Raw genomic sequence first — 26,796 nt, forward strand, 5'->3', positions numbered from 1 at the left:
TGAGTACAAATGGTCTATGGACTATTATTAGGAGGTTTATACATGCGATTGAAATACACGGCTATAACTCGTATTTGCGCAGTAACTGTAATCGCTACTGTCATCGGTACAACATTTGCACCCCAGACAACACTGGCTGCGCCTGTTCCCGCTTCCAAAGCGGTATATCATCAATTCCAAACCTATCGAACAGAAGCAGCGAAGTCCACAGAGAGTCTGGTAAAGGCACGTAAGTACCTGATGAATCATATCGATAAAGTCGGTCCTTGGCAGGCTACACTAATGACTCTGCAACTGGAGAACATGCAGAACGTGAAACTCGCTGATATGGATCAAAAAATGTACACAGAGCACTTTCAACAAGCCCTGTCTCATGCCCATGAGAAGATAGAGTATGAACAGAATCTTACCTACAGTAATTTGCTTAAAGAGATTAAAGATCCGGCCGTGCGTAAGCTCTTGCAGGAAGCCTCTGATCTCGGGTTCAAACTGGAAACCAGTGAAGGAATATATTACCCTATTATTAACTATGAGATATACAAAAAGTTCAAGCCCTTCGTACAAGCAGACATTGCCTCATACATTGATATTATGGCTGCCGAGTCCAATCAGATGACCACTTCAGATGCAGGCATTGTCATCCCGTGGAGCGAGTTAATTCAGCGTACACTGGATAAAGAAGCATTTTTGAACAAATTTCCCAATTCGAATCGAACCACGATGGTGAAGCATTTATTGTTTGTCGAATATGTTTTTTATGGAAGTGATAACACACCTGCTTACGATTGGTACACAGACGATGAGACCCGTACACTGGTTCCTGATGTGAAACAGGCATACGAGAAAGCTTTATCCAAACGGGAGCCCGACACCAAAAGTCTGATTCTGGATACACTGGAGCAATTATTGCAGGTGCTTAATCAGAACAAGAATGAGCTGACACCTGAAATCAGAAAAATCATTGAGCCTGTTCAGCAACACTATGCCGTGGAGTGATTCATCCTGCCTAAATACAAAAAAAAGCGGCCGTCCTCATCAAAGGAAATGCCGCTTTACTTTTGTATATCCGTTTCTTACCAGATGGTTGAATCAATGAAACGAAGGTTGAACCGATGTAAGTTTGTTCGGATTCACAACGAGATACACTCCTTCAATTCGTTCACCGGAAGGATCAAGCTCCAAACAAAGCACTTCGGATAACTGCCCCTCTTTCATCAACGCGAGTTGAAGCTCACCATTGATCAGCGTGGGTACCCATTCTCTCGTCCGCAATTGGATAAGTACTCGGCGTGAGGTCAGGAGTGCAAGCACCCCTTTGTGCACCCCCATCGTTCTCATAACGGTGTGTACGACACCTCCGCCATCCGCTGTAAATACAGGCTGCTCCGCTAGTAACTCCAGCATGGCAGAGACATCATAACGCAGGAAAGCCGTTGTAAAACGACTTAGTAGTTCCTCTTTGGTCTTCAGATCAGCATCACTCTGCTCAATGGCTGGAAGCCGATCAGGCAGATTACGTCTGGCACGACTAAAGATCTGACGACAATTACTCTCCGTTTTGCCCAACCAATCCGCTATTTCGGAATAATCATACTGGAACGCTTCACGGAGTACAAAGACAGCACGTTCCATGGGCGAAAGACGCTCCAACATGACCAGATAGGCGTAGGAAATCATCTCTTTCTTCTGTATCGTTTCCTCAGGTGTATTTCCCATTTCACGATCACCGATCGGCTCTGGCAGCCATTCACCAACATAACTTTCCCTTTGGTTGCGGGCGGAATTCAGCAGATTCAAGCTACGGTTCACAACGAGCCTGGCTATATAGGGCTTGGGATGACGAATTTCCTGAGCAGGTTTGCTCTGCAGCCCCGCAAAACACTCTTGCACGATATCTTCAGCTTCCATCACACTGCCCAGCATACGGTAAGCGATCGAGAAGGCATAATTTTTATAACGAATATACAGTTCACCAACATCCAGAGAAGACAATTCTGGCTCTTTGGCATGGGGATTGGACTTCATGAGAATGGCCTCCTCTAGCATGGATCGTATATGTGTTTAATTAAAGCAACCCGGATACATCCCTGTTGTAATCGCAATTCGGTTCCAGTTGTTAATGGTGTTTATGGCCATAATCAGGTCCACCAGTTCAGATTCACTGAAATGTTCACGAACCTTATTATACAGTTCAAGGGGTACGCCATGTTCCGAGATGTGGGTTACGGCTTCAGCCAGTTCCAGCATAACACGTTCTTCATCGGTGAAGAAAGGTACCTCGCGCCACACACTCAGCAACAGGATATGATCCGCGTAATCTCCCAATTTCATCAGGTCTTTGGCATGCATATCGAGACAGAAGGCACAGCCATTGATCTGGGACACACGGATTTTCAGCAGTTCGTACAATACTTTATCTTCAAATTGCCCGGATACATATTGCTCCATTGCCATCATCGCTTTATAAGCACCCGAACTGGCTGCTCTGTAGTTCATTCTTAGACTCATCTCTCATTCGCCTCCGTTATTTGGTTTACATACTGAAGACAAATGACGGCTGAGATCTGTGACATAATTCTTAAAATAATATTTGTAACTGGAAGAATCCGTGTTCATGTCAGGATTCCTACGATTTATTTGTGATTTCAACCAAATTTTTGTTATGTATATTGATACCACGAACATAATAGTAGTAAAATATAGCTAATAAGTTAACTTTCCTCACACGATAATGCAACAGATATGTTTTCTCATCTCGGCAAGGAGTGATTAAATATGATAACTTTCAACTCAAACCGTCCTCTAACATCCGAACTGCCTCGTGGCTGTACTTTTTCAGCCGAAGACTGGCATGTATTATCTCAATATTGGTACCCGATAGCCCAAGCAAGCGAAGTAACCGACCAGCCATTGGCTGCTCAATTGCTTGATGTCAGAATAGTTCTTTATCGCAGTAATGATCGGGTTGTAGTGGCCAAAGATCTTTGTTTTCACCGCGGGGCTCCTCTTAGTAAAGGTTGGGTAGAAAATGGCGAGATCGTGTGCCCTTATCACGGATTCCGTTATAACTGCGAAGGGACATGTACCACAGTTCCTGCGCACCCAAGCTCCAAAATCTCTCCAAAGCTCAAACTCATCGTATACCCCGCAGTCGAACGCTATGGCTTAATCTGGACAACACTTGCCGGAACCGAAGAACAGATTCCTTCCTTTCCTGAATGGGACGATCCAGATTACATTAATATACTGCCACCCCACTTTGATATTGCAGGTTCATCTGGACGACAAATGGAAGGATTCCTGGATGTTTCCCATTTTGCCTATGTGCATACAGAAACGTTTGGTGACCGGAACAACACCGAAGTACCCCAATACAAAGTTAAACGCGAAGGTAATGAACTTCTAGCTGAGTATTGGAGTACAGTCAGCAACTATGGCAAGGGACAAGATATCGTTGCGCCTGAAGGTTTTCAGTGGTTGCGAGAGTTCCGGGTGTTCCCACCCTTTGCGGCATCACTTACGGTACATTTCCCTGGAGACGACAAGTTAAATATTCTGAATTGTGCTTCGCCCATCTCTGCACGTTATACACGACTATTCTGTCCAATTACACGCAACTTTGACAAGGAAGCTCCAATTGAAGACACAATCAAGTTTAACTTGCAGGTGTTTGAGGAAGATCGTGAGATGGTTGAATCGCAGAAACCAGAAGATTTGCCGTTAGATCTACATGCAGAAGCCCATATTCCCGCTGACCGTACTTCGATTGCTTATCGCCAATTATTAACGGAGCTTGGTCTGGGGCGAAATTACACGTCATAAATCGAAATGCATGCTTAAACCAATCGAAATGCACTTGAACAAAAAAAGGATGTCCTCCGCCATGTTAATGACGTTGGGACATCTCTTTCTTCTGTTACCCAATACATGTATTAGACAGTGGTTCACTTCGTGTTAATCCTATGTTTAGATCACATTCACTTTTTTATTTATCCTTGGTTAATCGTATTTACGGGAAGTTCCCTGTAATACGGACAACTCGGTTCATGAATAATACGTGGGTCTACCCAAGTGCCCCAATATGGAAGACGATTCACATAAGGCTGTATATTTGGTTGCATGTTTGGTTGCATGTTTGGCTGTACATTGAGTTGTTCATTAGGCATGACGTTAGGCTGAATGTTAACAATTGGAGCGCTGTTAGAGGCGGGTGCCACCGAAGTCGCGCAATCTGTCGGCGGGCCAATAATAACCGTTTTTTGAATAGGAGACAGTGCTTCCTCCACTTTGCTCTCATCCAGACAATACGTATGGGCCAGTACATTTGCAGGTGTGAGACGCAAGATGTCTGAGCCAAAAACCGCTTCAGGAACAGGCGCATCAAAGATCGCGAGTAAGTGTGTTTGATCAGCTGTCGCAACTTCATAGTGCCACCAGCCCTGAGGCACATTAGCTACCTGACCTGGAGTGATGGGGAAATGAAGCAACTCCTTGGTGAACGGATTAATCAAAGACACAACCGCTGCACCACTGATGCAGTATACCAGTTCCGTTGCATTCTGGTGAATGTGAGGTTCGACCACATTACCCGTGCTTAAAAAAATATCCAGCAATGAGACATTGCCCAATGTATTTAACTGTTCGATGGAAAGGAAGTTAATATAATTGTTCTCATCCTTTTTGAATAACGGATTTCTGTTCAAATCGTAAGTGAACTGGGTGCTTGGTAAGGTAAAATCCATGTAAGAAGTTGCCAAAATAAAACGCCTGCCCTTCGCTCTCGGTTTAGGTGATAACCTATACGCCAGCTTATGCCCCGCGCCCAGATGCGTGAGCCCATTTCCGAAAGGTTTTCATCACATGACAAATAACCCTGACACGAGCATCACGAGCAGGGCTCATTCGTTATGTATTCTTTTTCATCTCCCAGACTTCTTCCCATGAGGTGCCAAAGGGAATGTTCATCCAGCTGTATCATCTGATTATACGCTGGCATAGGCTGATATCATCAATCCAGTCATTGGAGGCTTGTGATATGGCATACGTTCCTGGTTCAGCGTCATCCCCGCAACCTGCGGGTTATCCTTATCCTTATTACCCACCGCCACCCCCACCTTATCCTTACCCTTATCCCTATCCATACCCGCCCATCGTTCCTCTTCCATTGCCATTTCCGATCGGCGGTCCTTGGTGGCATGGTGGTTATCCCGGAGGTGGTTACCCAGGCGGCCACCATGGTCCATTTCCTGGAGGCGGTTATCCCGGAGGTCCTCATGGAGGTGGTCCAGGTGGTCCAGGCGGTCATCCAGGTGGAGGATTTCACGGACATCGTTTCTTTCAGTGGTGAACACTGGACTTATCCAAGTCCAAGTTCAGATCAGGTAAAGAAGCTGCTTCGGCAGCTTCTTTATCATTCCATCCAACACTATTTCGACTAATTCATCGCTTAATATGTGATTTCACCCATCATCTTCAAATTCCGGTTCGACATCTGAAGCAGGTCCGTGAAGGTATCCGCTAGATAATGGACAAAGTCAGGATCGTGTACGTACATGATAATCTGACCATATGTCCCTTTCTCAGTTGGATCGAAATCGAGCATCAGATACAGAGAACCTCCAGCAATCGTTGCAAAAGGAATCCATGACGTATGGAACAGAAATGGTTTTATCTCCGGGTCCAAATGGCTAATGTCTTCGGCAGAATAGTGCTCTTCCAGCTTCTCATCCACTTCACAGAAATATAGTTTGGTCTCCCGAATCTCTTCCAAAGACATCAGATAAAAGGGAGTGCAGCGACCCTTTTCCGCATCCCCTGGATACAGAATATGAAGGCCATAGCCACTGCCATCTTTGCTGCGGTAAAAGGTACGAAAATCACTCGGCAAGCGAATGCCATATACCTTCTCGAACTGGTTCAGGTCATCGTCTGATGCCTCTTTCATTAGCAGATATTCATCATACAATGAACGAATCTCTTCATCCTGTATTTTGTCGTCCAATAACTGATCTAACTCTTCTCTCAGTGCTTCTACTATGACATCCGGCTTTGACTTCATCCCTTCCCTCCTCCTTCCTTATATCTTCTCTCATGCACATATTGCTGATATTCCCAGAACGCCTCTTCCTCTCCACCACCCTCAATCAGGATCATTACCGCGTACGAGAAAAGATTCAGCCACTCTTCCATCATAACCACCTGTTCATCCGAGATCAGATGATTACTGCGAAGCATGCCCTCCGGTTCAATCGCCCAAGCCCTTGTAAGATGGGTAATACTCCACATACAAGCCATTACTTCCCGATCCAGTGAAGGACGCGCAAGTTCCGGAGCCAGGACTCGCAATATCTCCATTAACTCATGAAAATTCTCTTCATGAAGTTGTCCGCGAAAGGGGCGCAGACTGCCATAGGCAATCCAACGACCATCCCAAGAGACCGCAGTATGTCCCATGTCCAGCTGTGTGTCTTCTAACTCATATTCTTCAATCTCTGCCAGATTGGGAATGAATAAGTAGTGCTTTGCCTTCATTTCTCTTCTATTCATGAACCGTGCAGTGATGTGCCTGCAAAAACTGGCGTAATTCCTCCACCTCTGTTCCTGCCGCAGCATCTTCGGTTTCATAGAATAGTGCAATTTCTCTCTCATACGCATAATTAAAACGCATATAACCTCCCATGGAAACACTGAACAGCTTGCATGTATACTCATTTTCAATGATAACACCCCATGAAAAACGGGATTTGCACAGATCGGCCAATGCTTTCATGGAGAGCCCTTTCTCCTTACCCGTAAAATTATAGAAGGCGTGATGACGCTGCTCATTCCATGGTTCATAATAGGCTGGAGCAACGGGCTTGTCCCTGTGGTAATATCCGCAATAGATTCGGTCCAGGATCTCAACAAAAGAAGCACCGTTATCGTTACACGGCCACAGCGTGATCTGCTCATCATGGCGTGGAAGCCATAGCAATCCTTCGACATCCGGATGAACTGCCAGAAAATCCCCATCGACCGAACTTCCGATGGTAATACACTCCTCCAATTGACGCTGACTAATCAAGGTTGCGTCTGTATGTACCCAGAAATCATATTCGACAAAAGGTTTCAACACTTCCGGATCAGGTCGCTGCACATTCATCCAGCCCGAATAAGTTCCTTCTCCGTATCGTTCCATCCAGCTTCGGTATGATGAAGGCAGTTTGATATGATGCTCTTGTTCAACATGATCCAACTCTTGCCCAGACACTGGCTTTAACGCACGGGTAACCATATACATTAGGCGACACCTCCTATTTCTGCATATTGCCTCGTTGCAAGGCATTCAACATTGGATACAAAAGCTAACTACGTTATGACTCACTTCAAGCCAGTTCTTCCTGTACAATGTCCGTTCGTACCCCTTTGCGGTTCAAGATGCTGATCGCAAAAGCATCATAGCCATTACGTTTGACCTGATTGAAATCCATACGCTGACCCGTGATCAATTCATATGTTCCATCTTCACCTACATCCTCGCCAAATTCCTCATCCCATGGCACATTGTAGAATGCAGTCAGTTGTACTTCAAAAATGTCCTCTCCCTCAATGTCTAGATAAGGACGAAGCGGCCTATTATTCAGTTCTTCCTCAGGATACGTCTCACACAACAGGGCATCATACCCGTGTCTCGCTGCATCAATAAGGAGATAACGTTCACCTGTAACTGTATGCTCGGCATATACGAGAAGCGGTGTCGTATCATGCCAGGCAATCAGATCATCTTCCGTTAAGTCACCATAATAAAAAATATGGAATTGATCATGACCATCACTTATTTGAAGTTTGCCCGCCCACTCCACTTCATGGGTCTCGGAATCTGATCCCTTCGTGGTTAAGCCTTCCAGATATGCAGGTCCGTGTTGTACACCATACGCATTCATTATCTCGCCTCCGATTGGTTCATTTGAATCGTAACCTCTTCATGTTCATTCAGTATTCTATTGAAGCTTCTCCAGTGTACGGACAACGTGCTTGACTCAATATTTACCAATGTGTCCTTCTAAAATTATATGAAACTCTGTTACGTAGCACAACAATTGCTATGGATCGATTGTGAACTGCTGCGACAAGACCTGAACAAGTGTGTGCCTCATCACACCCCAGCTTGGTTCAATAACGTAATCTATACCTAGGTAAATAAAAATGATGTCAGTCACATTGTGAAAAATATCACTTGAGCAAAGGTTGTGTCCCTATGTTTTCATTAATGAACGTATATAAATGGTCCCTTATCTTCACGGTGTTCACGGCAACTCTTTCGCACTGCAGTTCTTCCGATACCGCGAAGTCTCCTCACCACAATGAAGTCTCGACTTCCGCAGTTAGTCAGGCTCCCATTGACCCGATCATCCGCAGAGAAGGTACTACGGTATATATTGAAATGACGGCTCAGGTAACAGATATTGAAATCTCCAAAGGTGTGATCTACAATGCCTGGACGTTTAATGGCACGGTTCCTGGACCTGTTCTGCGCGTAACCGAAGGGGATACCCTGGTTTTTACGTTGAAGAATAAAGATGCCAAAATGAACCATTCCATGGATTTTCACGCTGTACATGCTGCTCCCAGCAGCAAATTCATTGATGTCATGCCTGGCGAAGAAGGTACGTTCACCTATCCAACCTCCTCCCCCGGCGTGTTTATGTATCATTGTGGAACCAAACCGGTCCTTGCACATATCGCCAACGGTATGTATGGCATGATCATTGTTGAGCCCAAGGCAGGATACCCTTCTGATCATCTCGTTGATCGTGAGTATACTCTGGTTCAGAGTGAGTGGTATAAAGAGCATGACTACGATGCCTTTTTGAATGGGGAGCCAGATTATGTTGTCTTTAACGGCAATGATTATGGATTAACCCAACATCCTCTGCTGGCTAAAGTTGGAGATACGGTGCGGATCTATGTCAGCAATGCTGGACCTAACGAAGTTTCCTCCTTCCACATCGTGGGTACGATGATGGACCGTGTGTACACCGACGGTAATCCACGAAACATCCAGTATGGAATACAGACCGTTATGCTTCCTGCAAGTGGCGGAGCCGTCGTGGAGTTCACAGTAACCGAGGAAGGTGATTATCCGATTGTGACCCACCAATTTAAACATGTAGCCAAAGGAGCTTCAGCTGTTCTACGTGTGACCAAGGATGGTACAGATCATGGTGGGCCAGCGATGTCCCACTGAGTGATGACCAAGTCCATCCTATCCTGAACCATTCGAGGTGATTGAAAGATGATTTGTACGCATGAAGCGAACGATGCCTGTTTCTCCAAAGTATCTCTGTTCCAGCATCTGGATCAGGCCGAATCTGTATTACTGACCTCCCTTCTACATACCCGTCAATATCACAAAGGAGACTATGTCGTTCAGGAGGGGGAACGCTCTGATATGATCTATGTCGTTCATCAGGGATGTGTGAAGTTATCCAAATATACCGAGAACGGCAAGGAACATATCACCCGCTTCCTGTTTCCGGGAGATTTCTTCGGCCAAGACTCGTTGTTACATCAAACACCGCATGCCGCGAACGCTGAGGTGCTGGAGTCTTCTGCCATCTGCTCGATTAGCAAGCATGACTTTGACCAGTTACTTGAACATGATCCTAAGCTGGCTTATCATTTCCTGCTCGCCGTTTCCGACCTGCTCCGCGAGACCGATGCATGGAATAGCTCGCTCAGTGCAATGACAACAGAGCAGAAAATTGCCAAGCTGTTACTGTATTTCCACACCCGAAATCATGCTGGACAAGAGCTCCGTTTACCTGTTTTCAAAAAAGATATGGCACTATTACTCGGCATTACACCCGAAACGCTTAGTCGCAAACTTGCCATGTTGCAAACTCAAGGATTGCTGCAGGTTACGGGAAACTCTATTCTCATTCTTCAATTGGAAGAACTCAAAGAAATAATTGCGTGCTAAAGCGAAATGAGGTTGCCGCAGATGAAGAAGCGACTACCCAGTATGAGCGTTTTATGGAGAAACATCAGGCCATTGAAGAGAAGGAACGGCAAACTATCGAATTGCTGGCATCTGAGATCCAGGTATATGAAGAAGAGGAACGTGCTCTTTACGATCATCCCCTTATTCGTCGATTCATCTACGCACAGCGGGAGTTCAGTCAATTGCGTCAACAGATCAGCCACTATTTCACGAAATCCTTGGAGTTGAATCGCCTGCCCGAATCCACTGAACTCGGCAAGGAAGCCTGTGGTTGCGGAGGAAGCTGTTCCGGCAATCATTAATCCCTATGGTTAGAATTAAACAAGCAAAAAGAGTATCCATGCATCAGAACTAATCTGAGCGGATACTCTTTTTTTGAAGAAATGCAACAGGTATCTAATATTCATATCATCTATAACCTTCACAAATCCAGCAACAGGGAAACGAGCAATCCCATGGATGCAATCAATCCCACAACAGGCCCGCCTTCTTCAAAGGCCTCGGGCATCATCGTTGAGCAGATCATAGCAATGATCCCACCGCCGGCAAACGCACCAATTGCCGCGCCCATCTCTTCGGGAAGCTGCTCCAGAAACAGATAGCCACCCAGAGCCGCAAGCGCAGATATCAGCAGCACACCGAGCCACATGAACAGGATTTTCCCTTTGCTGTACTTGCTGCCCTGCAGTCCAACCGTACTCGACAATCCTTCAGGAATGTTGCTGACAAAGATCGATACGACTAATACGACACTAACACCGTTACCAGCCAGCAAGCTGGCACCAAGCATAATGGATTCCGGAATAGCATCCATGACCGTACCAGCAAAAATCCCCAGCCCACTTTGGTTCGAGCCCTCTTTCTTCCCCGAACGTTTGCGGCCTGCACCTCCCTTTGCTGAAATGAGCAGATCAAACAGGGTATATACAACAGCTCCTGCCGTAAAACCAATAGCCGTAGGTACAATCCCTCCATCATTCAGCGCATCTCCAAGGAGTTCAAACGTAGCTGCACCAATCAGTGTTCCTGTTCCGAAAGCCATGATCCAGCCGATTACTCGTTTGGGTATCTTGAGGAACAGTGCTGCAAGGGCACCAATCACAACCGCTGAGGCAGAGATGCCGCCCCACATGAACGCAGTCCACATCCGGGCCGACCCCTCTCATGATCATTGATATTCTATCATTCCATTAACCCTGGTTAACACATTACAAACAGTTATTTTGAATTGGTTAAATGTTATTTCATCGGTGATATTGTGACCACAGCTACTTAATCATCTGCAATCCTGTAACATTGTGACCTATATCACCTGTTGTGTTAATAAATCACGCTATGATGAAATAATGCAAATTACAGCAGAATGGAGGATGAATTCGCATGAACAGGGAAAATAAAGATTCAGCAGCAGAATTTCTGCAACAATTCCCCATCTTCCAGGACCTTAGCCCGGAGGAATTGAAGCAGGTCGAAGATATCGCCATTTCCAGAAGCATTCACAAGAAAACGGTCATTTTCAGCGAAGGTAGCGAAAAAGAAGCTGTCTTCTTCATTCGTACCGGCATCGTGAAAGCTTACAAAACCGATGAGAACGGACATGAACAGATTGTCTCTTTCCTCAAAACAGGAGATATGTTCCCACACACCGGCTTTTTTAACGCGCATCCATACCCGGCTACCGCCGAAGCAATAACACCTACCGAACTACTGGCTATACCCGTAAGGCAGTTCGAACGATTAATGCTGAGCACACCCGCCATTGCGATCAAAATCATGCGTGTACTTGGCGATAAAATACGGGAATTACAGGATAAATTACAGGTTCTCTCCGGTCAGGATGTACGCAACCGTGTGCTTTCTTTCCTCCTTATGCTCGCAGAGCAGCATGGACAGACGAACGGAGACCAAATCATCATCAACCTGCCCATGACACATCAGGAGTTCGCCAATTCCATTGGAACAACGAGGGAAACAGCGAATCGACTGCTGAACCAGCTCACCAAAGAACATCTGCTTGAAGTGGATCGCAGCCGGATTATCATTCTTGACTTGTACGCATTGAAGCAACAAAGGGACATGTGATCCCAGCCCTTCTCCGTTTTTCTTCCGGTTCCAGATCTCGCCCTGACAATACCCTTTTTCACGTAATTCCAGCCATAATTGGTTATCGAAACGCTTATCCTGTTACCTGATACGGATTAAAGCGATCTACGAGCCATCCTCCAATGGGTCTCATGATGGTAGCATACGAGAATGAAGCCTGCTGTACGAATACCTGCTTCGACTTTGTCCATCTGAAAGTTCGTGACCAGGAAGTTCGGCAATGCAACCCTATTCCAAACAGGATTCAGCATGAAATAAGTCAAGATTATGACAAAAGTAAATGTGTGAGCAGGCTCACACGGCTCCCTCGTCATGTTTTCTATAATTAAATTGCAACACACACTATCCCAATTTGGAGGAATGACACATGAACACATATGCAGCAACTATTAATGCCACGGAGTATCCACCGCATTTGAAACATAAAGTAATTTTCGAAACTTTTGAGCAGTTACAGCCTCAGGAATCCATGCTACTTATTAATGATCACGATCCCAAGCCGCTACGATTCCAGTTCCAGTCCACACATCCGGATGGCTTCAACTGGGAGTATATTGAACAGGGTCCTACAACCTTCCAGGTCAAAATCAGCAAATTATAGATTGGAGCTGAACCGCTATGGCACACGTTGAATTCATTGATGCCACTACACTTCGCATCACGCTACGGCTGGAAGATGCAACAACTATGATTCAAATGGCACAGCGTGAGCAAGTGGAATATGCGCAAGAAATCATCACCATTTACGAGAAAATGCCAGTGTTCGAATATTCTCATTTCTGTTTTTATGCCTATGACAGTGCAAGACTCTTTGAGCGTGTGCTCGGGATGGACCCCAAAACTTATCTGTCCTTCTCCCTCGATGCACCGGAGTCATTCTTCTATGCCTTGTACGGTGGTATGGCCGCGTTATACGAATCATCCCTGAAGTTGGTAGAGCAAGCCGATGCAGTTGGCACAGGATCGGATGTGAACGCACATGTCTCCAACTGACGTACACATTGTTGAACTGGATGTGCGTTCTCATCTGAATAAAAAGCTGGAGCCTTTCCAATTAATTATGGATACGGTCAAAGGACTTCAGCCTTCCGATGTGTTCGTACTGCATGCACCATTTAAACCAACGCCTCTGCTCGGCATTCTCAAGATGAAAGGGTACTCCAGTACATCTGAACGAATGGGTTCAGATCACTGGGTCACCACTTTTGTACACAAAAAAAATAAAACCAGTACAGAGTCCATATCTGCAGCAGTTTTATCCGGTACGACACCTGAAACTGAACGTGATTCGGTTTCGGGTGACGAATCCACTTCCTGCGCGGGCCACCCCGTAGGAGTTACCCTCGAAGCTCGGCAAGACGAATCACCACGGACTCCAACCGTTGTTCTGGATAATCGCGGATTGGAACCGCCGCAGCCGATGATGCGCACCCTTGCCGCGCTGGAGCGTTGCAAGCCTGGGGAAGTCGTACTGATTCACAATGACCGTGTGCCTGTATTTTTGATTGAGGAACTCAACAATCTGGGATGTCTCTACACGGTTGAGGATCAGGCGGATGGTACGGCCAAAGTGAGAATTGAAAAAGGGTAGGGAGGCGAAAGCCATGTCCAGGTTGCCATTTCTTTTTATCCTCACGGGCATCTTTGGATTTGTAATGTATCACGCCTTCTCCCTGCTCTCGCTGACAGGCTGGCTTGGTGATGAATTAAGAGGTCCCGAAGGCTGGTTTCATGCCCATCTGTTTGTGCTTGGGTGGGCAACCATGTTGGCCATGGGTGCTGTTTATCAGTTGATACATGTCATTTTACAGTCCAATATCTATAGTGTGTTTCTTGGATATTGTCATTACTTTTTGTTCACGATTGGAATTACAGGCATGCTGTACGGCTTCATTCGTGCAGATGTCAGCTGGATTGCCGGTTCCGCCACATTTGCACTGTTAGGTATACTATCATTCGGGTGGAATATGGCTGTAACCCTCTCCCGTGCTTCCCAGTGGAACCCTGTGACGATTAGTGCCGCCTGCGCCTGTCTGTATCTGGTGTTAACCGGATTGTCCGGCATGCTGATGGGGCTGAATTTTGCTTTTGGTTACTGGGATGGTCTGCATGATCGCTTGTTCGGAGCACATATCTGGATGGGAACTCTCGGCTGGTTCGGGATGTTAATTACTGGATTCAGTTACAAAATGCTGCCCATGTTCTACTTGTCTCACGATTTTTCAATTCGGTTGCAGAAAGTTGTTTTACTTCTATGGAATGCGGCTGTAATTACAGGTGTTGTCGCTTTTCTGACAGGGATAAAGGGAGGACTGCTCTGGTTTGCGCTTTTGCTCCTGACCACAGCGTTAATCTGCTATGTGTACCATCTGGAGCAGATTCAGGAGAAACGGCATAAAAGTAACCCAGGCCCGGGTATTCGCTGGACTGTCTATATAAGCCGAGCCTTTGCCGTGTATGCCGTTGCCCTGCTGATCTATGCTGCACAAGGTACCGAATTGCTGCTTCATCCGCGTGTTGTTCTTCTGAGTGGTTGGGTATATCTCGGAGGATGGGTGTCCCTCACCGTACTGGGCTATGCTTCCAAAATCGTGCCTTTTCTATGGTGGACACACAAATATGGTAAGTTAGCCGGCCGACCCGGAACACCGCTGATGGCCGGCATGCTGAGCGAAAAGAAAGTAAATGGGGGATTACTTGCCATGATTGCCGCCAGTCTGCTGCTTGTAAGTGGCATGATCATTAATCTGGCAGAGGTCATGATGGTTGGAGGTACGTTGTTGTCTCTTGTTTCAATTGCTTATATCGCAAATATCGCTTTGGTGTTCAGACGTTAACAAGATTGACTGGAGGATGATGAGGATGGAACAAACAACGGATTTGCTGGAGTGTCTGAAAGAAGTATATGACCCTGAACTGGGTGTGAATATCGTTGATTTGGGTCTGGTCTATGAAGTCAAAGAGGAGCCCGAACGGATACATGTACATATGACGTTGACTACGCCGGGTTGTCCCTTACACGATACCATCGTAGGTGCGGTGAAGTGGGTTCTGCAAGAGCATACGAAGAAGACCGATATTGATGTCCAAGTGGTATGGGAGCCGCAGTGGTCCCCACAGTTGATGTCAAATGAAGCCAAAGAATTGCTGGGATATTTCTAAACAAAATGATTATAGACCGGATGAATGAACCCGTTGTCGGCAGAATACGAAGAAGTGTACTTAAACTCTGATGTTCTCAGACCCAGGTACGCTTTTTTGTTATGAGATGGTAATACACACATGACTCACTTCTCACTCCTATACACTCACTTCTAAACCCTATAGATTGCTATTGGGACACTTGTCCGAGAAGAACATTCCATTTTCAAAAGAACAAACGAAAAAGGAAACTCCAATAAAGAGTTTCCCTTATGTTAATCTTCCAATCGATGGTGCATGTTGTGAATTCCTTGCGATTAGATGTCCTTCGCATACGAAGCTTCAGGCACTTTATTCAATACCACGAACAAACGAACCTCCTGATCTCCTGTGTTATGGAATGCAAATTCCGTCTCACCGCCGCAAGAGATCACATCCTCTTCTTTTACTATATGTTCTTGACCATCCAGAATCAGTGTGCCCGTACCTTCAACGACCAGCAGGATGACCTCTGCCCCTGGATGTTTGTGAACCGGAAGCTGCTGTCCTGGCAGAAAATGAAGAGCAAAGGTAACACCGCCCCCCTGTTGAAATATAACCCGTTTGGTAAAGCGATCTGCGCTGAATGTTTTGACTTCCTGCAATGAAGTGATACTCATGTTCATCGTCCTCCTCCATAATATATCTTGTGAATACATTCATCTTAACGCAGAATAGCCCGCATTTCCTTGATCTGAATCAAGAAAATGCGGACCGTGAGCGAATCATGTTCCATCACTCGTAATCATTCATTACCTGGATGATTAATCTATCTGATCCAGTATCCAATTCGAACGTCTTTCTCCCTTATATAGCATTGTATTGGTTATAATGACTAAGCGGCATGACCGAGACAGCACTCTGATCCGCATCGGACCCGAAATATTCCAGATCCGTTTGCTGATTGCCGCTTCGATATTCCGCCAGCAATCCAGCCAGCTTGGCGTCATCTTCAACCAACAATATCGATTGCATCGTTTACCCTCTTTCCGTTTCCTGACATCACTGTATGACATCTAGTTACCCATTCTAGTCGGAAACGGTTAGGAAATAAAGATTTAGACGACTAGGCGTCCTCTTTTCTCGGCCAATCCAATAACAGCTTCCACCCCTGAGTTAAACTCCAGAAAGTCCTGTTCTACACCATCGCTGAAAATAACACCGTCTTCCGGCATCTGGGATACGATGTGTAAGGGTTGCTGCGAATGGATCTGTCCAAACACCAGATTGGTCGCTGTGGTTCGGCTCGGAAAAGGCTCACGTACTGTGAAATATAAGTAAGGCGAATCCCACCCAAACTGGTCAGTATTCTCCCTATTTCCATGATTCAAAGCTGATGAAGCAGCAGCCTCACCTTCAGAATTCATGTTCTGCCATGCAGCCGACCCCACAATGCCGGCGGCTCCGGCCAGCACGCTTTTGAACCAGCCTGTCGATCCCATGCCCGTTGATACGATCACGCCACTGGAGGATTGCTGCTCTGTAGATGAGCCCAAACGTACTTCATATCGGGCTGAGACATGCGTCTTGCGACCAATGAACAGATCGTTGACACCATATAAATATTGTCCATCATTCAGTTCCACCTTGGCGAGAGTGACTTCCTTGAGCGTCCGCTGCTTGCGAATCACATCCGGAATAATGAAGCTCAGGTCTTCCACGGTAAAAGGTAACAGCACCCCATCCCAACGCAGTGGGTCCGGGTTAACCCCAATGAGCGGCTGCTCAGTTACGTATTTGAGAGTATTCGCTACTAGTCCATCCTGACCGACGACGACTACAATATCCTGCTTTCCAAAAATAAAGTTGGGTACATGTTCCCGATCAATTGTCTGAACCCGGCCCAGTTGACTCAATTGCTGCTGTGCCAGCTGCACGGATTGCCTGTAACGTCGGTCTTCTTCCAGATAATCACTGAAGTCTGAGCCGAGACGTTCAATATAGAACTGAGCCTGTTGCACCGTGTTATATCGAACCACCAACTCTTCCAGTCTTGTGCGACGTTTAACCAGAATCAGCTTGTGCTCACTCATTCCATCGTCCACAGTAACCTGCTGACGAGCTGACTTTCTTGTTCGCTCCGTCTGATCTCTTTTCCCTAATCTCATCTTGCTCGACCTCCCTGCTCTCTGCCCGGTGGGGGAGTCATCAGTCCCTGCAACAGATCCGGCGAGATGTTAAGCTGTCCGATCTTGCCTGCATTCTCGGCCAATTCCTGGAATGCGAGTGCAATCAGTTTATCCGAATTCATGCCCATATTGGCCATCGCTTGCAGTACATTCGGTTGTACGTTCTGCAATGCATTCATTACAGCAGCAATCTCATAAGCTTTTGCATCCGCTTCTGCATTGTGGTTGGCAATGGTCCATTCGATGAGTTGCTGCTTGCGTTCCTCCATTGTTGTGTTGAACTGAAGTTGCTCCTGCTCCATTTCGTTCTGCTTCTGTTTCACCGAACGTTCCGTCTGTAATTGAGTCTCGCGAATCTGCTGCTTTTTGGTCTCCACGGCAATTTCGGTATTCAGTTCATTTTCTTTCACCCCTCGCTCATGTTCAATGGATGCATTACGACGGACATACAACGCTTCGTCTGCCTGACGCAAAATTTCTTCCCGAGCTTGAGCTTCCAAGGCACGCATGGTCTCCTTGTTAGGCAAAATGGCGAGGATCGATATACTCATCAGCTCAACACCCCATTTCTCCAACTCTTCACTTTGCACGACTTCACGCTTCATGCTGCTGGCTAACCGTTCACTGGATTGAATGGCTTCTCTTAGCGGCATTTGCTCCAGATGTTTCTTGGTGAGCACTTTGGCTGTCGTGATTACACGTTGATCCAGCTTGCCGGGGTCGTCGGAGATATATCTGTTTTTGCGTAAATTATACGTGTAATTCAGACTCTGCGTTATTTTCATATAATCCACAATCCGATAGCTTAACTGGCCCTGCACAGTAACGGTCTGATAGTCCGCCGTGATCTCTTCGAACATAAACGGTACATCGACCGATGATACGGGCAGAACGACTACCGATGTAGTCGGCTCATAGTAATAAAATGACAAACCCACACCTTGACGCTGCACTTCACCATTCTTCACTTTCATCACATATTCACTGGGTTGAAACTTCACGAATCGGAATCCAAACATGGTTCATTCCCCATTTCTTAATAATGTCGTTATGATATTATCGAAATGATAACAAATGAAATTGATATTGTCAATACGACATTAACGATTTATTTTGCAGGTTGAGTTTGGTTATTGGGTCATTTACACGAGGAGCAACCCATTCAAGTAAATCTTCTCCTACGCAAAAAAAGAGATCGAATCCAGGATTCGATCTCTTTTCGATCTCTTGCTTATTGAAGCAACTTTGTTACGGTGTGGTGTTGCTTTGTTACGATTCTTAATAAAGCTGTTTCAGCAGTCTTGCTACCGCTACCGCCCCTTGTGCACGATTCGCTGTTTGTTTTGGAGCAAACGTGCCGTCAGGCATACCATTCAGCACGTCGAGCTGCATCATGGAGGCTACGGCCTCTTTCGCATATTCAGCAATATCGGATTGATCTTTAAACGCAAGATGACCTGCTGTAGAAGGAATCGTGTTCTTCTGCCGAGTTGCCGCCTGCAAAGCTCGATTCAGCATGACAGCCATATCTTCCCGCGAGATACTCTCATTCGCTCCAAACGTCCCATCTGCCCGACCATGGACAATATTCATTGCGAGGCCAATGCGTACCGAATCGGCATACCACTGCCCTTCCTCCACATCTGACGGAGAAGCAATAGACGGATCAGGCTGGCGCACCTCACCCATGCCTTTAATGATCATTTGCAAAAATTGCGCCCGTGTCAGTTCACCCTGGGGAACAAAACGGGTTGCACTCATTCCTGAGATAACGCCTTTGCCATAGAGATTCTGCACCTCTTGGATCGCCCAGTTATGATTTTGCATATCTGTTAACGGTACTTCAATTTCCGTAATGACATAACTGCCGGATTGAAGTGGCTTGAAAGCCATCGTTGCCGCAGATTCATCGTATTGGGAATACGTTACTGGCGTCATCTCTCCACTTGACGCAATGGAGTTCACAACCATAACCAATTTATTACTTTTCACTGGATCTATTTTGGACAAAACAACTTCAACCGCTCTGTCCACCCATTGGAGTGGCTTATTGTTCAATAACAGATCCACTTGAATAACCGAGTGGTCACCTATGGATGCTTGTTGTGATGCTGACAACATGTCCGTTGCTCCTTTTGCCACCACAATGTCGAATGTTCCGGCAGTCTCCGCAATAGTTAGAGGGAGCGAGTTCAGAGATACACGGACCGTTGTCTCGCCTGCCACGACATCCAGAAATTTCACTTCGTCTGAACGAACCCATGCCGAGAGCTGGCTTGCCGCAAGCTGGAACGTGACCGCCTTGGAACGATCAGGCACATCTGCAATCAGCTTCAACGTCCGGTTGCCCGCGTCCATGGATTGCAAGGCACGCGCAAGTTCGGATACACTCGGACGAATGGAATACTGGTCATCCCCGTTTGTCGTTCCTTTTAATGTGATCGTTCCTTTCGCTGGTGTATTACCCGATCCAACCGGTGGTGTCACATTCGGGCTCTCCGGTGATGGAGTCGGCACCGGGTTGGACGGTTGCGAAGGCCCATTCGGTTGTGACGGCTGGCCTGTGCCAGGTGATGAATCCTGACGTACAAGCTGGCTAACTGCATCTTTCAATATACGATTCACCTTGTTGATATCTTGTGCTGAAGATTCTGCATCCTGGACGTATGCCTTCGCTTGAGCAAGTGCTATGCTAAACACATTCCAGCTTGGAACAGTGTAGTCGGATTGTTTTAATTTCTCAGCATTCTCTACGGTGGATTGCAATTCTGATTTCTCCGCAGGGAATGTACCATATGCTTCAAAATCCATGAATCCGACCCACGTCGAACCTGCTGTGATTTTTACACGAATATAACGCCCCTCTGTACCTTCAGGCAGAACATGACTTGGTGCTGTCGAAACGACAACGTCACTTGTGGTGTCTACGACTTTTTCAAAATGTTCGTTATCATTGGACACTTCAATCTTATATTTGATTCCGCCGCTCCACATAGACATCTCAATCTTACGCAAGTTGGCGACTTGTCCCAGATCTACCTGCCACCAGCTGCCGTCTCTCTGATCGGTACCCCATGATGTATTGGGATTACTGTCAATGGCTCCACCTGGAGAATTGGCTTCCCCACCGCCTGTACCTGCACTGGTCGAGGCTGTTGCGGTTTTGCCTGTCGTTAACGCTTCCAGCGATACCAGATCGTTGAAGGCTTGCTTCAAACCACTGAGTGCTGCATTGACTTCAGACTGTACAGCACCCGCATGATCTCTGACCAGAATGGCCGTCTGCAATGCATCCTTGAGTACGGACCAGCTTCTACGCGTGTAGGATGACTCCTTCTGCTGCTGCATTTCCTGAATGGACTGGTGCAATTCCGTTTTGTCTACATTCGACAGCCCCTGAATAGCATCATTCAAACGTTCGACAGCCGTGTTCGCATCGGTCTGAGTCGCTCTTGGATCAGTCAAGACCTGTTCGGCACGTTCCAGGGCTTTGGTCAACACAGCCCATGTTGCCGCAGACCAATCCGCCTGCTGGTACGTGCGCGCTTTCTCTATTGTTGATCTGAGCTCGTCAAGCTGCGGAGCAATAACCCCGAGCTGCTGCATGACATCTTGCAATGCTGTTGTTGCAGCATCTGTATCCTGTTGGGTTACCCCATCCGTTGTGTAAGCTTGACGGTATACGTTCTCTGCTGCGGTTAGTGCAGGAGCAAGACTCTCCCAGCTACCCGGCGTAAAATCAGTGGAAACTAGCGATTTGGCTCGTGTAAGAGCCGCATCCAAATGCTGTCGATTCGCTGGCAGAAGCCCCAGTCCGCGTTTGTACACATCAAGGGATGGTAAAGCTCGTCCTTCGTAGGAATATCCTCCGTTGCTTGGATACTCATCATAATCGAACATGGCATGATTCTCCCACGCATCGCCTTCCGAAGCAATCCAGCCTACATTAGCTGCAATCCATGCCGGCTCCCAGTAGAAGAATCCTGCTCCGTGATTATCCGGCACGTCAGCAATCATGTCCATGATGCCCGCGATAGCATCATATTGACCTTGAACCGTTGCAGGGAATGTTGCTCCACCTACATGAAGTGCTTCATCCGATCCAATGATATTACCGTGGGCATCCCCGTTTTTATAGGAAAACGGATAGGATGTTTCGGCAATAATGACATCTTTGCCAAACTTCGCTGACACTTCATTCATGGTCTTCTTCACATCGGCAAAGGTCCCATGCCAGAATGGATAATACGACAGTCCGATTATGTCGTACTCCAGTTCTTGTTTTTCCAATTCACCGAAGTACCATTTGAATGTATCTGCTTTGCCACCTTCAGCCAGATGAATCATGATCTGAACCTTCTCGGCGCTGTCACCTTGAACTTTACGAACACCATCGACCCCACTCTTCAGCAAGGCTACATTCTCGTCAAAATTCACATTGCTGTTCAAGCCATTCAGAACTCCACTGTTAATCTCGTTACCGATCTGAACCATATCCGGCATGGCGCCAGCATCCTTCATCTCGCCCACGACTTCAACGGTATAATTGTATACAGCCTGCTTCAGCTCTTCAAAGGAGAGACCTTCCCATGCCTTCGGTCGAAGTTGTTGACCAGGATGTGCCCACTCATCCGAATAATGGAAATCAAGCAAAATCTTCATGCCTTTTTCCTTCACCCGTTTGGCTAAACGAATGACATCCTCTTTGTCATTATAGCCACCGGATTTCTGCGGATCATTCCACAGGCGCAGACGTACATAATTGACACCGCGATCCTTGAGAATATCGAGCAAGTCCCTTTCTGTGCCATTACTGTCCAGATATTTTCCTCCATTATCTTCAATGGCGGTTAACGTGGAAATATCCACCCCTCTGACGTAATCAGCCCGATATCCCTCAACCGTCACACTTGCCTCTGGTTGAATAGGCGCACCATCTACTGTACCCTTCACCGTAAAACTGCCCGCAGCGTCATATTGTGAAGGAGCGATACTCTCCCATTCCACTGGAACCGAACGAGATTTTTCGTTCCCATATTTCGCCTTAACTTCCGTCGGCAAAACAGGAGCACTCCCCGTCACTGTTTTGACCTGTACTGCGTCGTACCCTGTGATCGTTGCTGGATCAGTAGCTTCCTCTTCTCCCCAGATCTTGATCTCGGATATACCCGGCCACCAATCACTGCCAGCATAAAATGGAATTGTAATTTTCACATACTGAACAGGTATACTTTTTTGAAATTCCTGACTGTCCGTGGTCGCAGATTTATCATTGTTAGTTTTGTCCACGACAGTTGTCCAATTGTCACCATCAGCTGACACTTCAACCTGATATTTTACAACCTGATTTTCATCTTTCCACGTCAATTCCGTACCGGATAACTGGTATTGTCCATTAAGGTCCACCATCAACCAGTGGGGCTGACTGTCAGTTGCAGGTGTATTTGCACTCCAATGCGTGTCTATTTTGCCATCCACCGCATTTTCTTTCTCTCCTTTATACAGCAGATCCTCCGAGCTTACCTTTACTACCTTATTAAGGGCCACATTCACTTTCGCATCTTCTGCAGCCGCCGGACGAACCATCAAGCCCAGATCACAGAACAGCATCAGCAAAACGAGACACCCACTTATGTACCTTTTGTTCACCCTTGATCTCCCCCTTTTTGTGTTTGATTGTGCATGGATCAATGAATGTCATGAATCCTTCTCATTGTAAGCGCTTCATGCCAATGCAAGACACGGTATTATCCAAAGGAAACAGCAGTTATTTTAACAACATGATCTTGTGACAGTTACAAGTTGGGCTTGTTTCCACACTTTTCTCCGAACAAAGCAAAAAAACTGTCCGTCTTGCCTTCAGGCAGAACAGAACAGATTTCCAGCTGGTACGCGTTTATTTTTTACTTACTTAGCAAGCTTCAATTCAAGTTGCACTTTAATATCATTTTCTGTCGAGAGTACTACCGAGTGCGGATTCTTCATTCCAAAATCTTCGAACGTTACCATGGATGTCGCGGACAACAACACTTGGTTATTCTCATAAGCGGCTTTCGCATCAAATGTCACTTCTTTCTCAACACCTCTTACCGTAAGAGTACCGTTCAACTTCAGATCAGCCGTCTGTCCAACAGGCAATTCCGCTGGCATTCCTTCAACCGAAGTCGCTGTAAATGTTGCTTGTGGGTATGTAGCAATATCGAAGAAATCGGCTCCTTTCACGTGATCATCCCGTTGACCATTACCCGAATCAATGCCATTCAATTCGATCTGTCCCTTGGCTTTCATCTGGGAAGCATCATCCACATTAATCGACCATGTTCCAGTAACCTGCTCATCCACAAAATTAACCGTCTCTTGCGATGTCGTTACCGAGAAGTATACTTTGGAACCTTTGCTGATGTTCCAGTCTCCATTCAGTTGCTCTGCTCCTGCCGTTTTATTGGCTACAGCCGTTCCTGTACTATCTACCGCTGTTGTGGAAGTCGCCGTACTAGCAGGAAGCACCTGCTCAATTTCAACATTGTTCCCCAAGAAACTATTCGCCAGATAATAACCACCGCCACCGATTACGGCAACCGCCGCCACACCTGTAATAAGCCATGCTTTTGCTTTCTTGTTCATCTCTATTTTTCCTCCAGTACATGTTTGTTTAAATTGCTTGTTGATATGGATCTTATCAGTCGAATGTGTCAGGAAGAAGTCAAGATAAGACAAGTTTCATATTTTTCTAAAATCCGTAATACAGGATTGGCTTTATGCTCTTGCTCATGTAGAATCAGAACACAAGCTTATGAAGCGAAAGGAGACCACTTTTTTTGAAATCCATACTCATCGTCGAGGATGAGCAAGCCATTGCACGCGTATTGGCTGCTTATCTGAGAAAAGCAGAATTTGAAGTTCATCATGCAGCAGATGGACCGACTGCACTTACCCTCTTTAATTCCATAATACCTTCCCTCGTATTACTTGATGTGATGTTGCCAGGAATGGATGGATGGGATCTGCTGCGAATTATTCGTGAAAAAAGTGCTTGTCCCGTGATTATGCTAACCGCACTGGATGAAATTCGAGATCGTCTGAACGGCTTGAATGCCGGTGCTGACGATTATATGAGCAAACCTTTTGTACCCGAAGAAGTGGTCGCTAGAGTTAATGCCGTGTTACGCCGGAATCCACACTTAACCTCAGGGGGCGAAGATAAGCGTTCCTTTGGTAATCTCGTCATCGATCTTGCTGCCAAGCAGGTGTTATTAAATGGGGCCGAGGTTGCACTCACGCCACGAGACCTGTCGCTGCTCCTGTTCCTGTCCGATTATCCGAACCGCACATTTACCAGAGATCATCTCATTGAACAGGTATGGGGCATCGATTATGACGGAAGTGATCGCGCTGTGGATTTATCGATTAAACGACTGCGTCAGGCGCTCTCCCACTGGTTGCCGGAGACAGGCGAAATTCGGACGTTACGAGGAATGGGGTATCAATTTTGGATCGCCAACTGAAACATAAAAAGCCCAAACGAACGATATCCATTCTGTCACACTGGACACTGCGATATTTCCTGATTCTATGTATCGGATTCACCATTATTGCGGCAGGTGCGCTCTACTGGATTCGAACAACTTCTATTGAGAAAAGCCTCAAAACGGCAGAACTGCTTGGACTCGAAATTGCAGACAGAGTAACCAGTGAAAATCATATGCTTCAAGTTCCACAGAACCTTGACAAGCTGGTAAGCAAACGGGAAAAGCTGTTCAATACAGATCATTACTTTTGTGTCATGGTACTGGATAACAACAATCAATTACTCTTTTCCCAGCCTAAAATGGCACAGGAAGATGTGTATTACCGGCTATCCGACGATTTTCTAGAACCACGAAACAACAAGTATGCCGGCGTAACTGTCAATATATCGGATGGGGATCAGACCCTGGGCAAAGTGTGGGTCATGCAGTCCAAACAATCCATTACCTTTGGCCCGGAGACCCTATGGCTCGTTGCTCTCATTCTCGGGGGCTCATCCTCTGTGGATGGTTCACGATCTATCTTCTGTCCAAAAAGTTATCCCGACCTATTCGTCAGGTTGCCTATGCCGCAGAGCAGATTCGAGGTGGTAATTACGAAGTGAGTCTTGATTTGAATACACGAGAGCGTGAGATCAACGAACTTGTGAATTCATTTCGCGATATGGCTACTCGTCTACAACAACTCGAAGAATGGCGTACACTTTCGTTGGCAGGGGTAAGCCATGAACTCAAAACGCCGGTAACTTCTATTAAGGGACTCATCATGGCGGTACGTGACGATGTGGTCAGTCCAGAGGAAGGCAAAGAGTTTCTGGATATCGCTTTGAAGGAATCCGAACGCATGGAGCGCATGGTCGCGGATCTGCTCGATTACAATGCGATGTGTGCAGGCAGCGTTGCTGTCTGCAGAGAACGAACGGATTTGAAACTGTTAGTAGGTGAGATTATCTATCAGTGGGAGATTGCCTATGAGGACAAGATGCCAGAGGTTCAGCTCCACTCACCTCCAGGCTCGTTCTTTACCATGGGGGACGCTCTTCGCATCCAACAGATTATTGTCAATCTGCTTAATAATGCACTACATGCTACAGCTCCTGAGCAAAAAGTAGTCTTTGATATCTATCTGCGTGCAGAAGGTCAGATGCTGTTCGTTGATGTTCAGGATTACGGTACAGGCATCCCGGCAGAAGATCAGCCCAAGATCTTCGAACGATTCTATCGTGGAGAAATCAAGAAACGTCGTAATCGCGGCCTCGGTCTTGGATTGACCTACAGTCGACTACTGGCCCAAGAACAGGGCGGGGAGCTATGTCTTGTCTCCAGTAGTCCGCAGGGAAGCAAATTCAGCCTAAGTCTCCCGCGCTGGGTTGCAACCCAGGACACTGTTGTATCCGAAAAGGCTTATGGTGTAGCCGTCAAAGCTTAATTTGACCTTAACCCATACAACACACGGAAATAGCCCAGAACTCCTTTTCAGGAGACTGGGCTATTTCTGTAGAAAATCAGGCTTCCACTACACGTGGCCTGTATTCGTCATATGCATCAGAGTGAGTTTGCTCATATGTGTTGTGTGCTCCTTCGTTCTAACGTATCTATCGTTGATTCATTCTAACTAGAATCATACGTCTTGAATTGCATTTTATTCGTAATTATTACTATTAAATAATAACACACTGTCCACTATTTGCAAAGAAGACTACTGCACGTCCACTATTTTGCCATAGAAAGAGGTCATTTGGTTGCAAGGCTCATCAAAATTTGCTATTCTAAAAGTGCATCGTTGTGTATAACGCAAAAAAGCCCTCTACTTTCTTGAGAGCATCAAAAATTTCCAGATTCGCAAGCGGCAACTTGCTGATTCCGGATTCTTTAT

At 46.3% G+C, this 26,796-nt stretch carries 30 protein-coding genes and 1 pseudogene; 15 read left to right on the forward strand and 16 right to left on the reverse strand.

Translation table 11 applies throughout. From position 1 onward, the window contains the following. Positions 1 to 42 precede the first annotated feature (42 nt). On the forward strand, positions 43 to 996 hold the full coding sequence (locus C0Q44_RS19835; RefSeq protein WP_105408967.1) for a hypothetical protein: 954 nt from the start codon (positions 43 to 45) through the stop codon (positions 994 to 996). 93 nt (positions 997 to 1,089) lie between these two features. On the opposite strand, the gene C0Q44_RS19840 is transcribed toward C0Q44_RS19835, so the two are convergent. Both C0Q44_RS19840 and C0Q44_RS19845 read right to left on the reverse strand, forming a co-directional pair. Further along, a complete protein-coding gene (locus C0Q44_RS19840; protein WP_105408968.1) occupies positions 1,090 to 2,025 on the reverse strand; it encodes a sigma-70 family RNA polymerase sigma factor in 936 nt (311 codons plus the stop codon). A 36-nt stretch (positions 2,026 to 2,061) separates the two neighbouring features. Beyond that, entirely contained in the window at positions 2,062 to 2,508 is a 447-nt protein-coding gene (locus C0Q44_RS19845; RefSeq protein WP_105408969.1) for a carboxymuconolactone decarboxylase family protein, read from the reverse strand. Between the two features lie 267 nt (positions 2,509 to 2,775). Here C0Q44_RS19845 and C0Q44_RS19850 point away from each other — a divergent pair, with 267 nt between their 5' ends. After that, positions 2,776 to 3,822 (forward strand): aromatic ring-hydroxylating oxygenase subunit alpha, encoded by a 1,047-nt coding sequence (locus C0Q44_RS19850; RefSeq protein WP_105408970.1) that lies wholly within the window; start codon positions 2,776 to 2,778, stop codon positions 3,820 to 3,822. Between the two features lie 167 nt (positions 3,823 to 3,989). Here the strand turns inward: C0Q44_RS19850 and C0Q44_RS19855 are convergent, their stop codons facing one another. Next, positions 3,990 to 4,757 carry a cupin domain-containing protein gene (locus C0Q44_RS19855; RefSeq protein ID WP_105408971.1) on the reverse strand — a complete coding sequence of 256 codons (768 nt, stop codon included), beginning with the start codon at positions 4,755 to 4,757 and terminating at the stop codon, positions 3,990 to 3,992. Positions 4,758 to 4,982: 225 nt separating this feature from the next. After that, positions 4,983 to 5,171 carry a hypothetical protein gene (locus C0Q44_RS30310; protein ID WP_181151088.1) on the reverse strand — a complete coding sequence of 63 codons (189 nt, stop codon included), beginning with the start codon at positions 5,169 to 5,171 and terminating at the stop codon, positions 4,983 to 4,985. A 63-nt stretch (positions 5,172 to 5,234) separates the two neighbouring features. On the opposite strand from C0Q44_RS30310, the gene C0Q44_RS30315 reads away from it, so the two are divergent. Continuing rightward, positions 5,235 to 5,438, forward strand: a complete 204-nt coding sequence (locus tag C0Q44_RS30315; RefSeq protein ID WP_181151089.1) for a hypothetical protein — start codon at positions 5,235 to 5,237, stop codon at positions 5,436 to 5,438. A gap of 8 nt (positions 5,439 to 5,446) precedes the next feature. Here the strand turns inward: C0Q44_RS30315 and C0Q44_RS19865 are convergent, their stop codons facing one another. The 4 genes from C0Q44_RS19865 to C0Q44_RS19880 form a co-directional block, all read right to left on the reverse strand. Further along, positions 5,447 to 6,058, reverse strand: coding sequence for an SMI1/KNR4 family protein (locus C0Q44_RS19865; protein ID WP_105408973.1), 612 nt, complete (start codon positions 6,056 to 6,058; stop codon positions 5,447 to 5,449). Beyond that, positions 6,055 to 6,546, reverse strand: coding sequence for a hypothetical protein (locus tag C0Q44_RS19870; RefSeq protein ID WP_181151090.1), 492 nt, complete (start codon positions 6,544 to 6,546; stop codon positions 6,055 to 6,057). Before C0Q44_RS19870 ends, C0Q44_RS19865 begins: the two co-directional genes overlap by 4 nt. Beyond that, positions 6,539 to 7,279 carry an SMI1/KNR4 family protein gene (locus C0Q44_RS19875; protein ID WP_105408974.1) on the reverse strand — a complete coding sequence of 247 codons (741 nt, stop codon included), beginning with the start codon at positions 7,277 to 7,279 and terminating at the stop codon, positions 6,539 to 6,541. The genes C0Q44_RS19870 and C0Q44_RS19875 overlap by 8 nt, the downstream gene beginning before the upstream one ends. 85 nt (positions 7,280 to 7,364) lie before the next feature. Beyond that, positions 7,365 to 7,922 (reverse strand): hypothetical protein, encoded by a 558-nt coding sequence (locus tag C0Q44_RS19880; protein ID WP_105408975.1) that lies wholly within the window; start codon positions 7,920 to 7,922, stop codon positions 7,365 to 7,367. Positions 7,923 to 8,248: 326 nt separating this feature from the next. Here C0Q44_RS19880 and C0Q44_RS19885 point away from each other — a divergent pair, with 326 nt between their 5' ends. The 3 genes from C0Q44_RS19885 to C0Q44_RS19895 are packed head-to-tail and all read left to right on the forward strand — an operon-like array spanning position 8,249 to position 10,284. After that, positions 8,249 to 9,226, forward strand: a complete 978-nt coding sequence (locus tag C0Q44_RS19885; protein WP_258166456.1) for a multicopper oxidase domain-containing protein — start codon at positions 8,249 to 8,251, stop codon at positions 9,224 to 9,226. 48 nt (positions 9,227 to 9,274) lie between these two features. Then, positions 9,275 to 9,961 carry a Crp/Fnr family transcriptional regulator gene (locus C0Q44_RS19890; protein WP_105408977.1) on the forward strand — a complete coding sequence of 229 codons (687 nt, stop codon included), beginning with the start codon at positions 9,275 to 9,277 and terminating at the stop codon, positions 9,959 to 9,961. After that, the gene (locus C0Q44_RS19895; protein ID WP_181151091.1) at positions 9,955 to 10,284 is read left to right on the forward strand and encodes a YlbF/YmcA family competence regulator; all 330 of its coding nucleotides are present in this window, start codon (positions 9,955 to 9,957) and stop codon (positions 10,282 to 10,284) included. Before C0Q44_RS19890 ends, C0Q44_RS19895 begins: the two co-directional genes overlap by 7 nt. A 119-nt stretch (positions 10,285 to 10,403) precedes the next feature. Here C0Q44_RS19895 and C0Q44_RS19900 read toward each other — a convergent pair whose 3' ends face one another. Continuing rightward, positions 10,404 to 11,129, reverse strand: coding sequence for a ZIP family metal transporter (locus C0Q44_RS19900; RefSeq protein ID WP_105408979.1), 726 nt, complete (start codon positions 11,127 to 11,129; stop codon positions 10,404 to 10,406). 233 nt (positions 11,130 to 11,362) lie between these two features. On the opposite strand from C0Q44_RS19900, the gene C0Q44_RS19905 reads away from it, so the two are divergent. Further along, the gene (locus C0Q44_RS19905; RefSeq protein WP_105408980.1) at positions 11,363 to 12,064 is read left to right on the forward strand and encodes a Crp/Fnr family transcriptional regulator; all 702 of its coding nucleotides are present in this window, start codon (positions 11,363 to 11,365) and stop codon (positions 12,062 to 12,064) included. 103 nt (positions 12,065 to 12,167) lie between these two features. On the opposite strand, the pseudogene C0Q44_RS31130 reads toward C0Q44_RS19905, so the two are convergent. Continuing rightward, positions 12,168 to 12,312, reverse strand: a pseudogene (locus C0Q44_RS31130) (NarK/NasA family nitrate transporter); the annotation flags it as partial. Positions 12,313 to 12,452: 140 nt separating this feature from the next. Here C0Q44_RS31130 and C0Q44_RS19915 point away from each other — a divergent pair. The 5 genes from C0Q44_RS19915 to C0Q44_RS19935 are packed head-to-tail and all read left to right on the forward strand — an operon-like array spanning position 12,453 to position 15,247. Beyond that, a complete protein-coding gene (locus C0Q44_RS19915; RefSeq protein ID WP_105408981.1) occupies positions 12,453 to 12,686 on the forward strand; it encodes a DUF2249 domain-containing protein in 234 nt (77 codons plus the stop codon). A gap of 17 nt (positions 12,687 to 12,703) precedes the next feature. Next, the gene (locus tag C0Q44_RS19920; protein ID WP_105408982.1) at positions 12,704 to 13,078 is read left to right on the forward strand and encodes a hypothetical protein; all 375 of its coding nucleotides are present in this window, start codon (positions 12,704 to 12,706) and stop codon (positions 13,076 to 13,078) included. Then, positions 13,065 to 13,676: a DUF2249 domain-containing protein gene (locus tag C0Q44_RS19925; protein WP_105408983.1), complete on the forward strand. Its 612-nt coding sequence runs from the start codon at positions 13,065 to 13,067 to the stop codon at positions 13,674 to 13,676. The genes C0Q44_RS19920 and C0Q44_RS19925 overlap by 14 nt, the downstream gene beginning before the upstream one ends. A 13-nt stretch (positions 13,677 to 13,689) precedes the next feature. Beyond that, a complete protein-coding gene (locus C0Q44_RS19930) occupies positions 13,690 to 14,922 on the forward strand; it encodes a hypothetical protein (RefSeq protein ID WP_105408984.1) in 1,233 nt (410 codons plus the stop codon). Between the two features lie 25 nt (positions 14,923 to 14,947). After that, positions 14,948 to 15,247, forward strand: a complete 300-nt coding sequence (locus C0Q44_RS19935; protein WP_105408985.1) for a metal-sulfur cluster assembly factor — start codon at positions 14,948 to 14,950, stop codon at positions 15,245 to 15,247. A gap of 296 nt (positions 15,248 to 15,543) precedes the next feature. Here C0Q44_RS19935 and C0Q44_RS19940 read toward each other — a convergent pair whose 3' ends face one another. The 6 genes from C0Q44_RS19940 to C0Q44_RS19965 form a co-directional block, all read right to left on the reverse strand. Beyond that, the gene (locus C0Q44_RS19940) at positions 15,544 to 15,885 is read right to left on the reverse strand and encodes a cupin domain-containing protein (RefSeq protein WP_105408986.1); all 342 of its coding nucleotides are present in this window, start codon (positions 15,883 to 15,885) and stop codon (positions 15,544 to 15,546) included. Positions 15,886 to 16,072: 187 nt separating this feature from the next. Next, positions 16,073 to 16,240, reverse strand: a complete 168-nt coding sequence (locus tag C0Q44_RS30320) for a response regulator (protein WP_181151092.1) — start codon at positions 16,238 to 16,240, stop codon at positions 16,073 to 16,075. 83 nt (positions 16,241 to 16,323) lie between these two features. Beyond that, on the reverse strand, positions 16,324 to 17,298 hold the full coding sequence (locus tag C0Q44_RS19950) for a diacylglycerol kinase catalytic domain-containing protein (RefSeq protein ID WP_374955131.1): 975 nt from the start codon (positions 17,296 to 17,298) through the stop codon (positions 16,324 to 16,326). A gap of 71 nt (positions 17,299 to 17,369) precedes the next feature. Continuing rightward, positions 17,370 to 18,413 carry an SPFH domain-containing protein gene (locus C0Q44_RS19955; protein WP_105408987.1) on the reverse strand — a complete coding sequence of 348 codons (1,044 nt, stop codon included), beginning with the start codon at positions 18,411 to 18,413 and terminating at the stop codon, positions 17,370 to 17,372. A gap of 259 nt (positions 18,414 to 18,672) precedes the next feature. Then, positions 18,673 to 23,043: a glycosyl hydrolase 53 family protein gene (locus C0Q44_RS19960; RefSeq protein WP_146113485.1), complete on the reverse strand. Its 4,371-nt coding sequence runs from the start codon at positions 23,041 to 23,043 to the stop codon at positions 18,673 to 18,675. A gap of 258 nt (positions 23,044 to 23,301) precedes the next feature. Continuing rightward, entirely contained in the window at positions 23,302 to 24,018 is a 717-nt protein-coding gene (locus C0Q44_RS19965) for a YceI family protein (protein WP_105408989.1), read from the reverse strand. Between the two features lie 194 nt (positions 24,019 to 24,212). On the opposite strand from C0Q44_RS19965, the gene C0Q44_RS19970 reads away from it, so the two are divergent. From C0Q44_RS19970 to C0Q44_RS31140, 3 genes are read left to right on the forward strand one after another with little or no spacing between them, the layout of a single operon-like run. Then, a complete protein-coding gene (locus tag C0Q44_RS19970) occupies positions 24,213 to 24,899 on the forward strand; it encodes a response regulator transcription factor (protein WP_105408990.1) in 687 nt (228 codons plus the stop codon). Continuing rightward, entirely contained in the window at positions 24,884 to 25,525 is a 642-nt protein-coding gene (locus tag C0Q44_RS31135; protein WP_258166457.1) for a hypothetical protein, read from the forward strand. The genes C0Q44_RS19970 and C0Q44_RS31135 overlap by 16 nt, the downstream gene beginning before the upstream one ends. Then, positions 25,501 to 26,349 (forward strand): sensor histidine kinase, encoded by an 849-nt coding sequence (locus tag C0Q44_RS31140; protein ID WP_258166481.1) that lies wholly within the window; start codon positions 25,501 to 25,503, stop codon positions 26,347 to 26,349. The genes C0Q44_RS31135 and C0Q44_RS31140 overlap by 25 nt, the downstream gene beginning before the upstream one ends. Positions 26,350 to 26,796: the final 447 nt, after the last annotated feature.

This window comes from Paenibacillus sp. PCH8, from assembly GCF_002968835.1.
Taxonomy (GTDB): Bacteria; Bacillota; Bacilli; order Paenibacillales; family Paenibacillaceae; genus Paenibacillus.

Excerpts from the sequence above, each read along its gene's own strand:
- C0Q44_RS19835 (WP_105408967.1), top strand. The coding sequence starts at position 43 with ATGCGATTGAAATACACGGCTATAACTCGTATTTGCGCAGTAACTGTA.
- C0Q44_RS19840 (WP_105408968.1), bottom strand. The coding sequence starts at position 2,025 with ATGAAGTCCAATCCCCATGCCAAAGAGCCAGAATTGTCTTCTCTGGAT.
- C0Q44_RS19845 (WP_105408969.1), bottom strand. The coding sequence starts at position 2,508 with ATGAGTCTAAGAATGAACTACAGAGCAGCCAGTTCGGGTGCTTATAAA.
- C0Q44_RS19850 (WP_105408970.1), top strand. The coding sequence starts at position 2,776 with ATGATAACTTTCAACTCAAACCGTCCTCTAACATCCGAACTGCCTCGT.
- C0Q44_RS30310 (WP_181151088.1), bottom strand. The coding sequence starts at position 5,171 with ATGGCAATGGAAGAGGAACGATGGGCGGGTATGGATAGGGATAAGGGT.
- C0Q44_RS30315 (WP_181151089.1), top strand. The coding sequence starts at position 5,235 with ATGGTCCATTTCCTGGAGGCGGTTATCCCGGAGGTCCTCATGGAGGTG.
- C0Q44_RS19865 (WP_105408973.1), bottom strand. The coding sequence starts at position 6,058 with ATGAAGTCAAAGCCGGATGTCATAGTAGAAGCACTGAGAGAAGAGTTA.
- C0Q44_RS19870 (WP_181151090.1), bottom strand. The coding sequence starts at position 6,546 with ATGAATAGAAGAGAAATGAAGGCAAAGCACTACTTATTCATTCCCAAT.
- C0Q44_RS19875 (WP_105408974.1), bottom strand. The coding sequence starts at position 7,279 with ATGTATATGGTTACCCGTGCGTTAAAGCCAGTGTCTGGGCAAGAGTTG.
- C0Q44_RS19880 (WP_105408975.1), bottom strand. The coding sequence starts at position 7,922 with ATGAATGCGTATGGTGTACAACACGGACCTGCATATCTGGAAGGCTTA.
- C0Q44_RS19885 (WP_258166456.1), top strand. The coding sequence starts at position 8,249 with ATGAACGTATATAAATGGTCCCTTATCTTCACGGTGTTCACGGCAACT.
- C0Q44_RS19890 (WP_105408977.1), top strand. The coding sequence starts at position 9,275 with ATGATTTGTACGCATGAAGCGAACGATGCCTGTTTCTCCAAAGTATCT.
- C0Q44_RS19900 (WP_105408979.1), bottom strand. The coding sequence starts at position 11,129 with ATGTGGACTGCGTTCATGTGGGGCGGCATCTCTGCCTCAGCGGTTGTG.
- C0Q44_RS19905 (WP_105408980.1), top strand. The coding sequence starts at position 11,363 with ATGAACAGGGAAAATAAAGATTCAGCAGCAGAATTTCTGCAACAATTC.
- C0Q44_RS19915 (WP_105408981.1), top strand. The coding sequence starts at position 12,453 with ATGAACACATATGCAGCAACTATTAATGCCACGGAGTATCCACCGCAT.
- C0Q44_RS19920 (WP_105408982.1), top strand. The coding sequence starts at position 12,704 with ATGGCACACGTTGAATTCATTGATGCCACTACACTTCGCATCACGCTA.
- C0Q44_RS19925 (WP_105408983.1), top strand. The coding sequence starts at position 13,065 with ATGTCTCCAACTGACGTACACATTGTTGAACTGGATGTGCGTTCTCAT.
- C0Q44_RS19930 (WP_105408984.1), top strand. The coding sequence starts at position 13,690 with ATGTCCAGGTTGCCATTTCTTTTTATCCTCACGGGCATCTTTGGATTT.
- C0Q44_RS19935 (WP_105408985.1), top strand. The coding sequence starts at position 14,948 with ATGGAACAAACAACGGATTTGCTGGAGTGTCTGAAAGAAGTATATGAC.
- C0Q44_RS19940 (WP_105408986.1), bottom strand. The coding sequence starts at position 15,885 with ATGAGTATCACTTCATTGCAGGAAGTCAAAACATTCAGCGCAGATCGC.
- C0Q44_RS30320 (WP_181151092.1), bottom strand. The coding sequence starts at position 16,240 with ATGCAATCGATATTGTTGGTTGAAGATGACGCCAAGCTGGCTGGATTG.
- C0Q44_RS19950 (WP_374955131.1), bottom strand. The coding sequence starts at position 17,298 with ATGAGTGAGCACAAGCTGATTCTGGTTAAACGTCGCACAAGACTGGAA.
- C0Q44_RS19955 (WP_105408987.1), bottom strand. The coding sequence starts at position 18,413 with ATGTTTGGATTCCGATTCGTGAAGTTTCAACCCAGTGAATATGTGATG.
- C0Q44_RS19965 (WP_105408989.1), bottom strand. The coding sequence starts at position 24,018 with ATGAACAAGAAAGCAAAAGCATGGCTTATTACAGGTGTGGCGGCGGTT.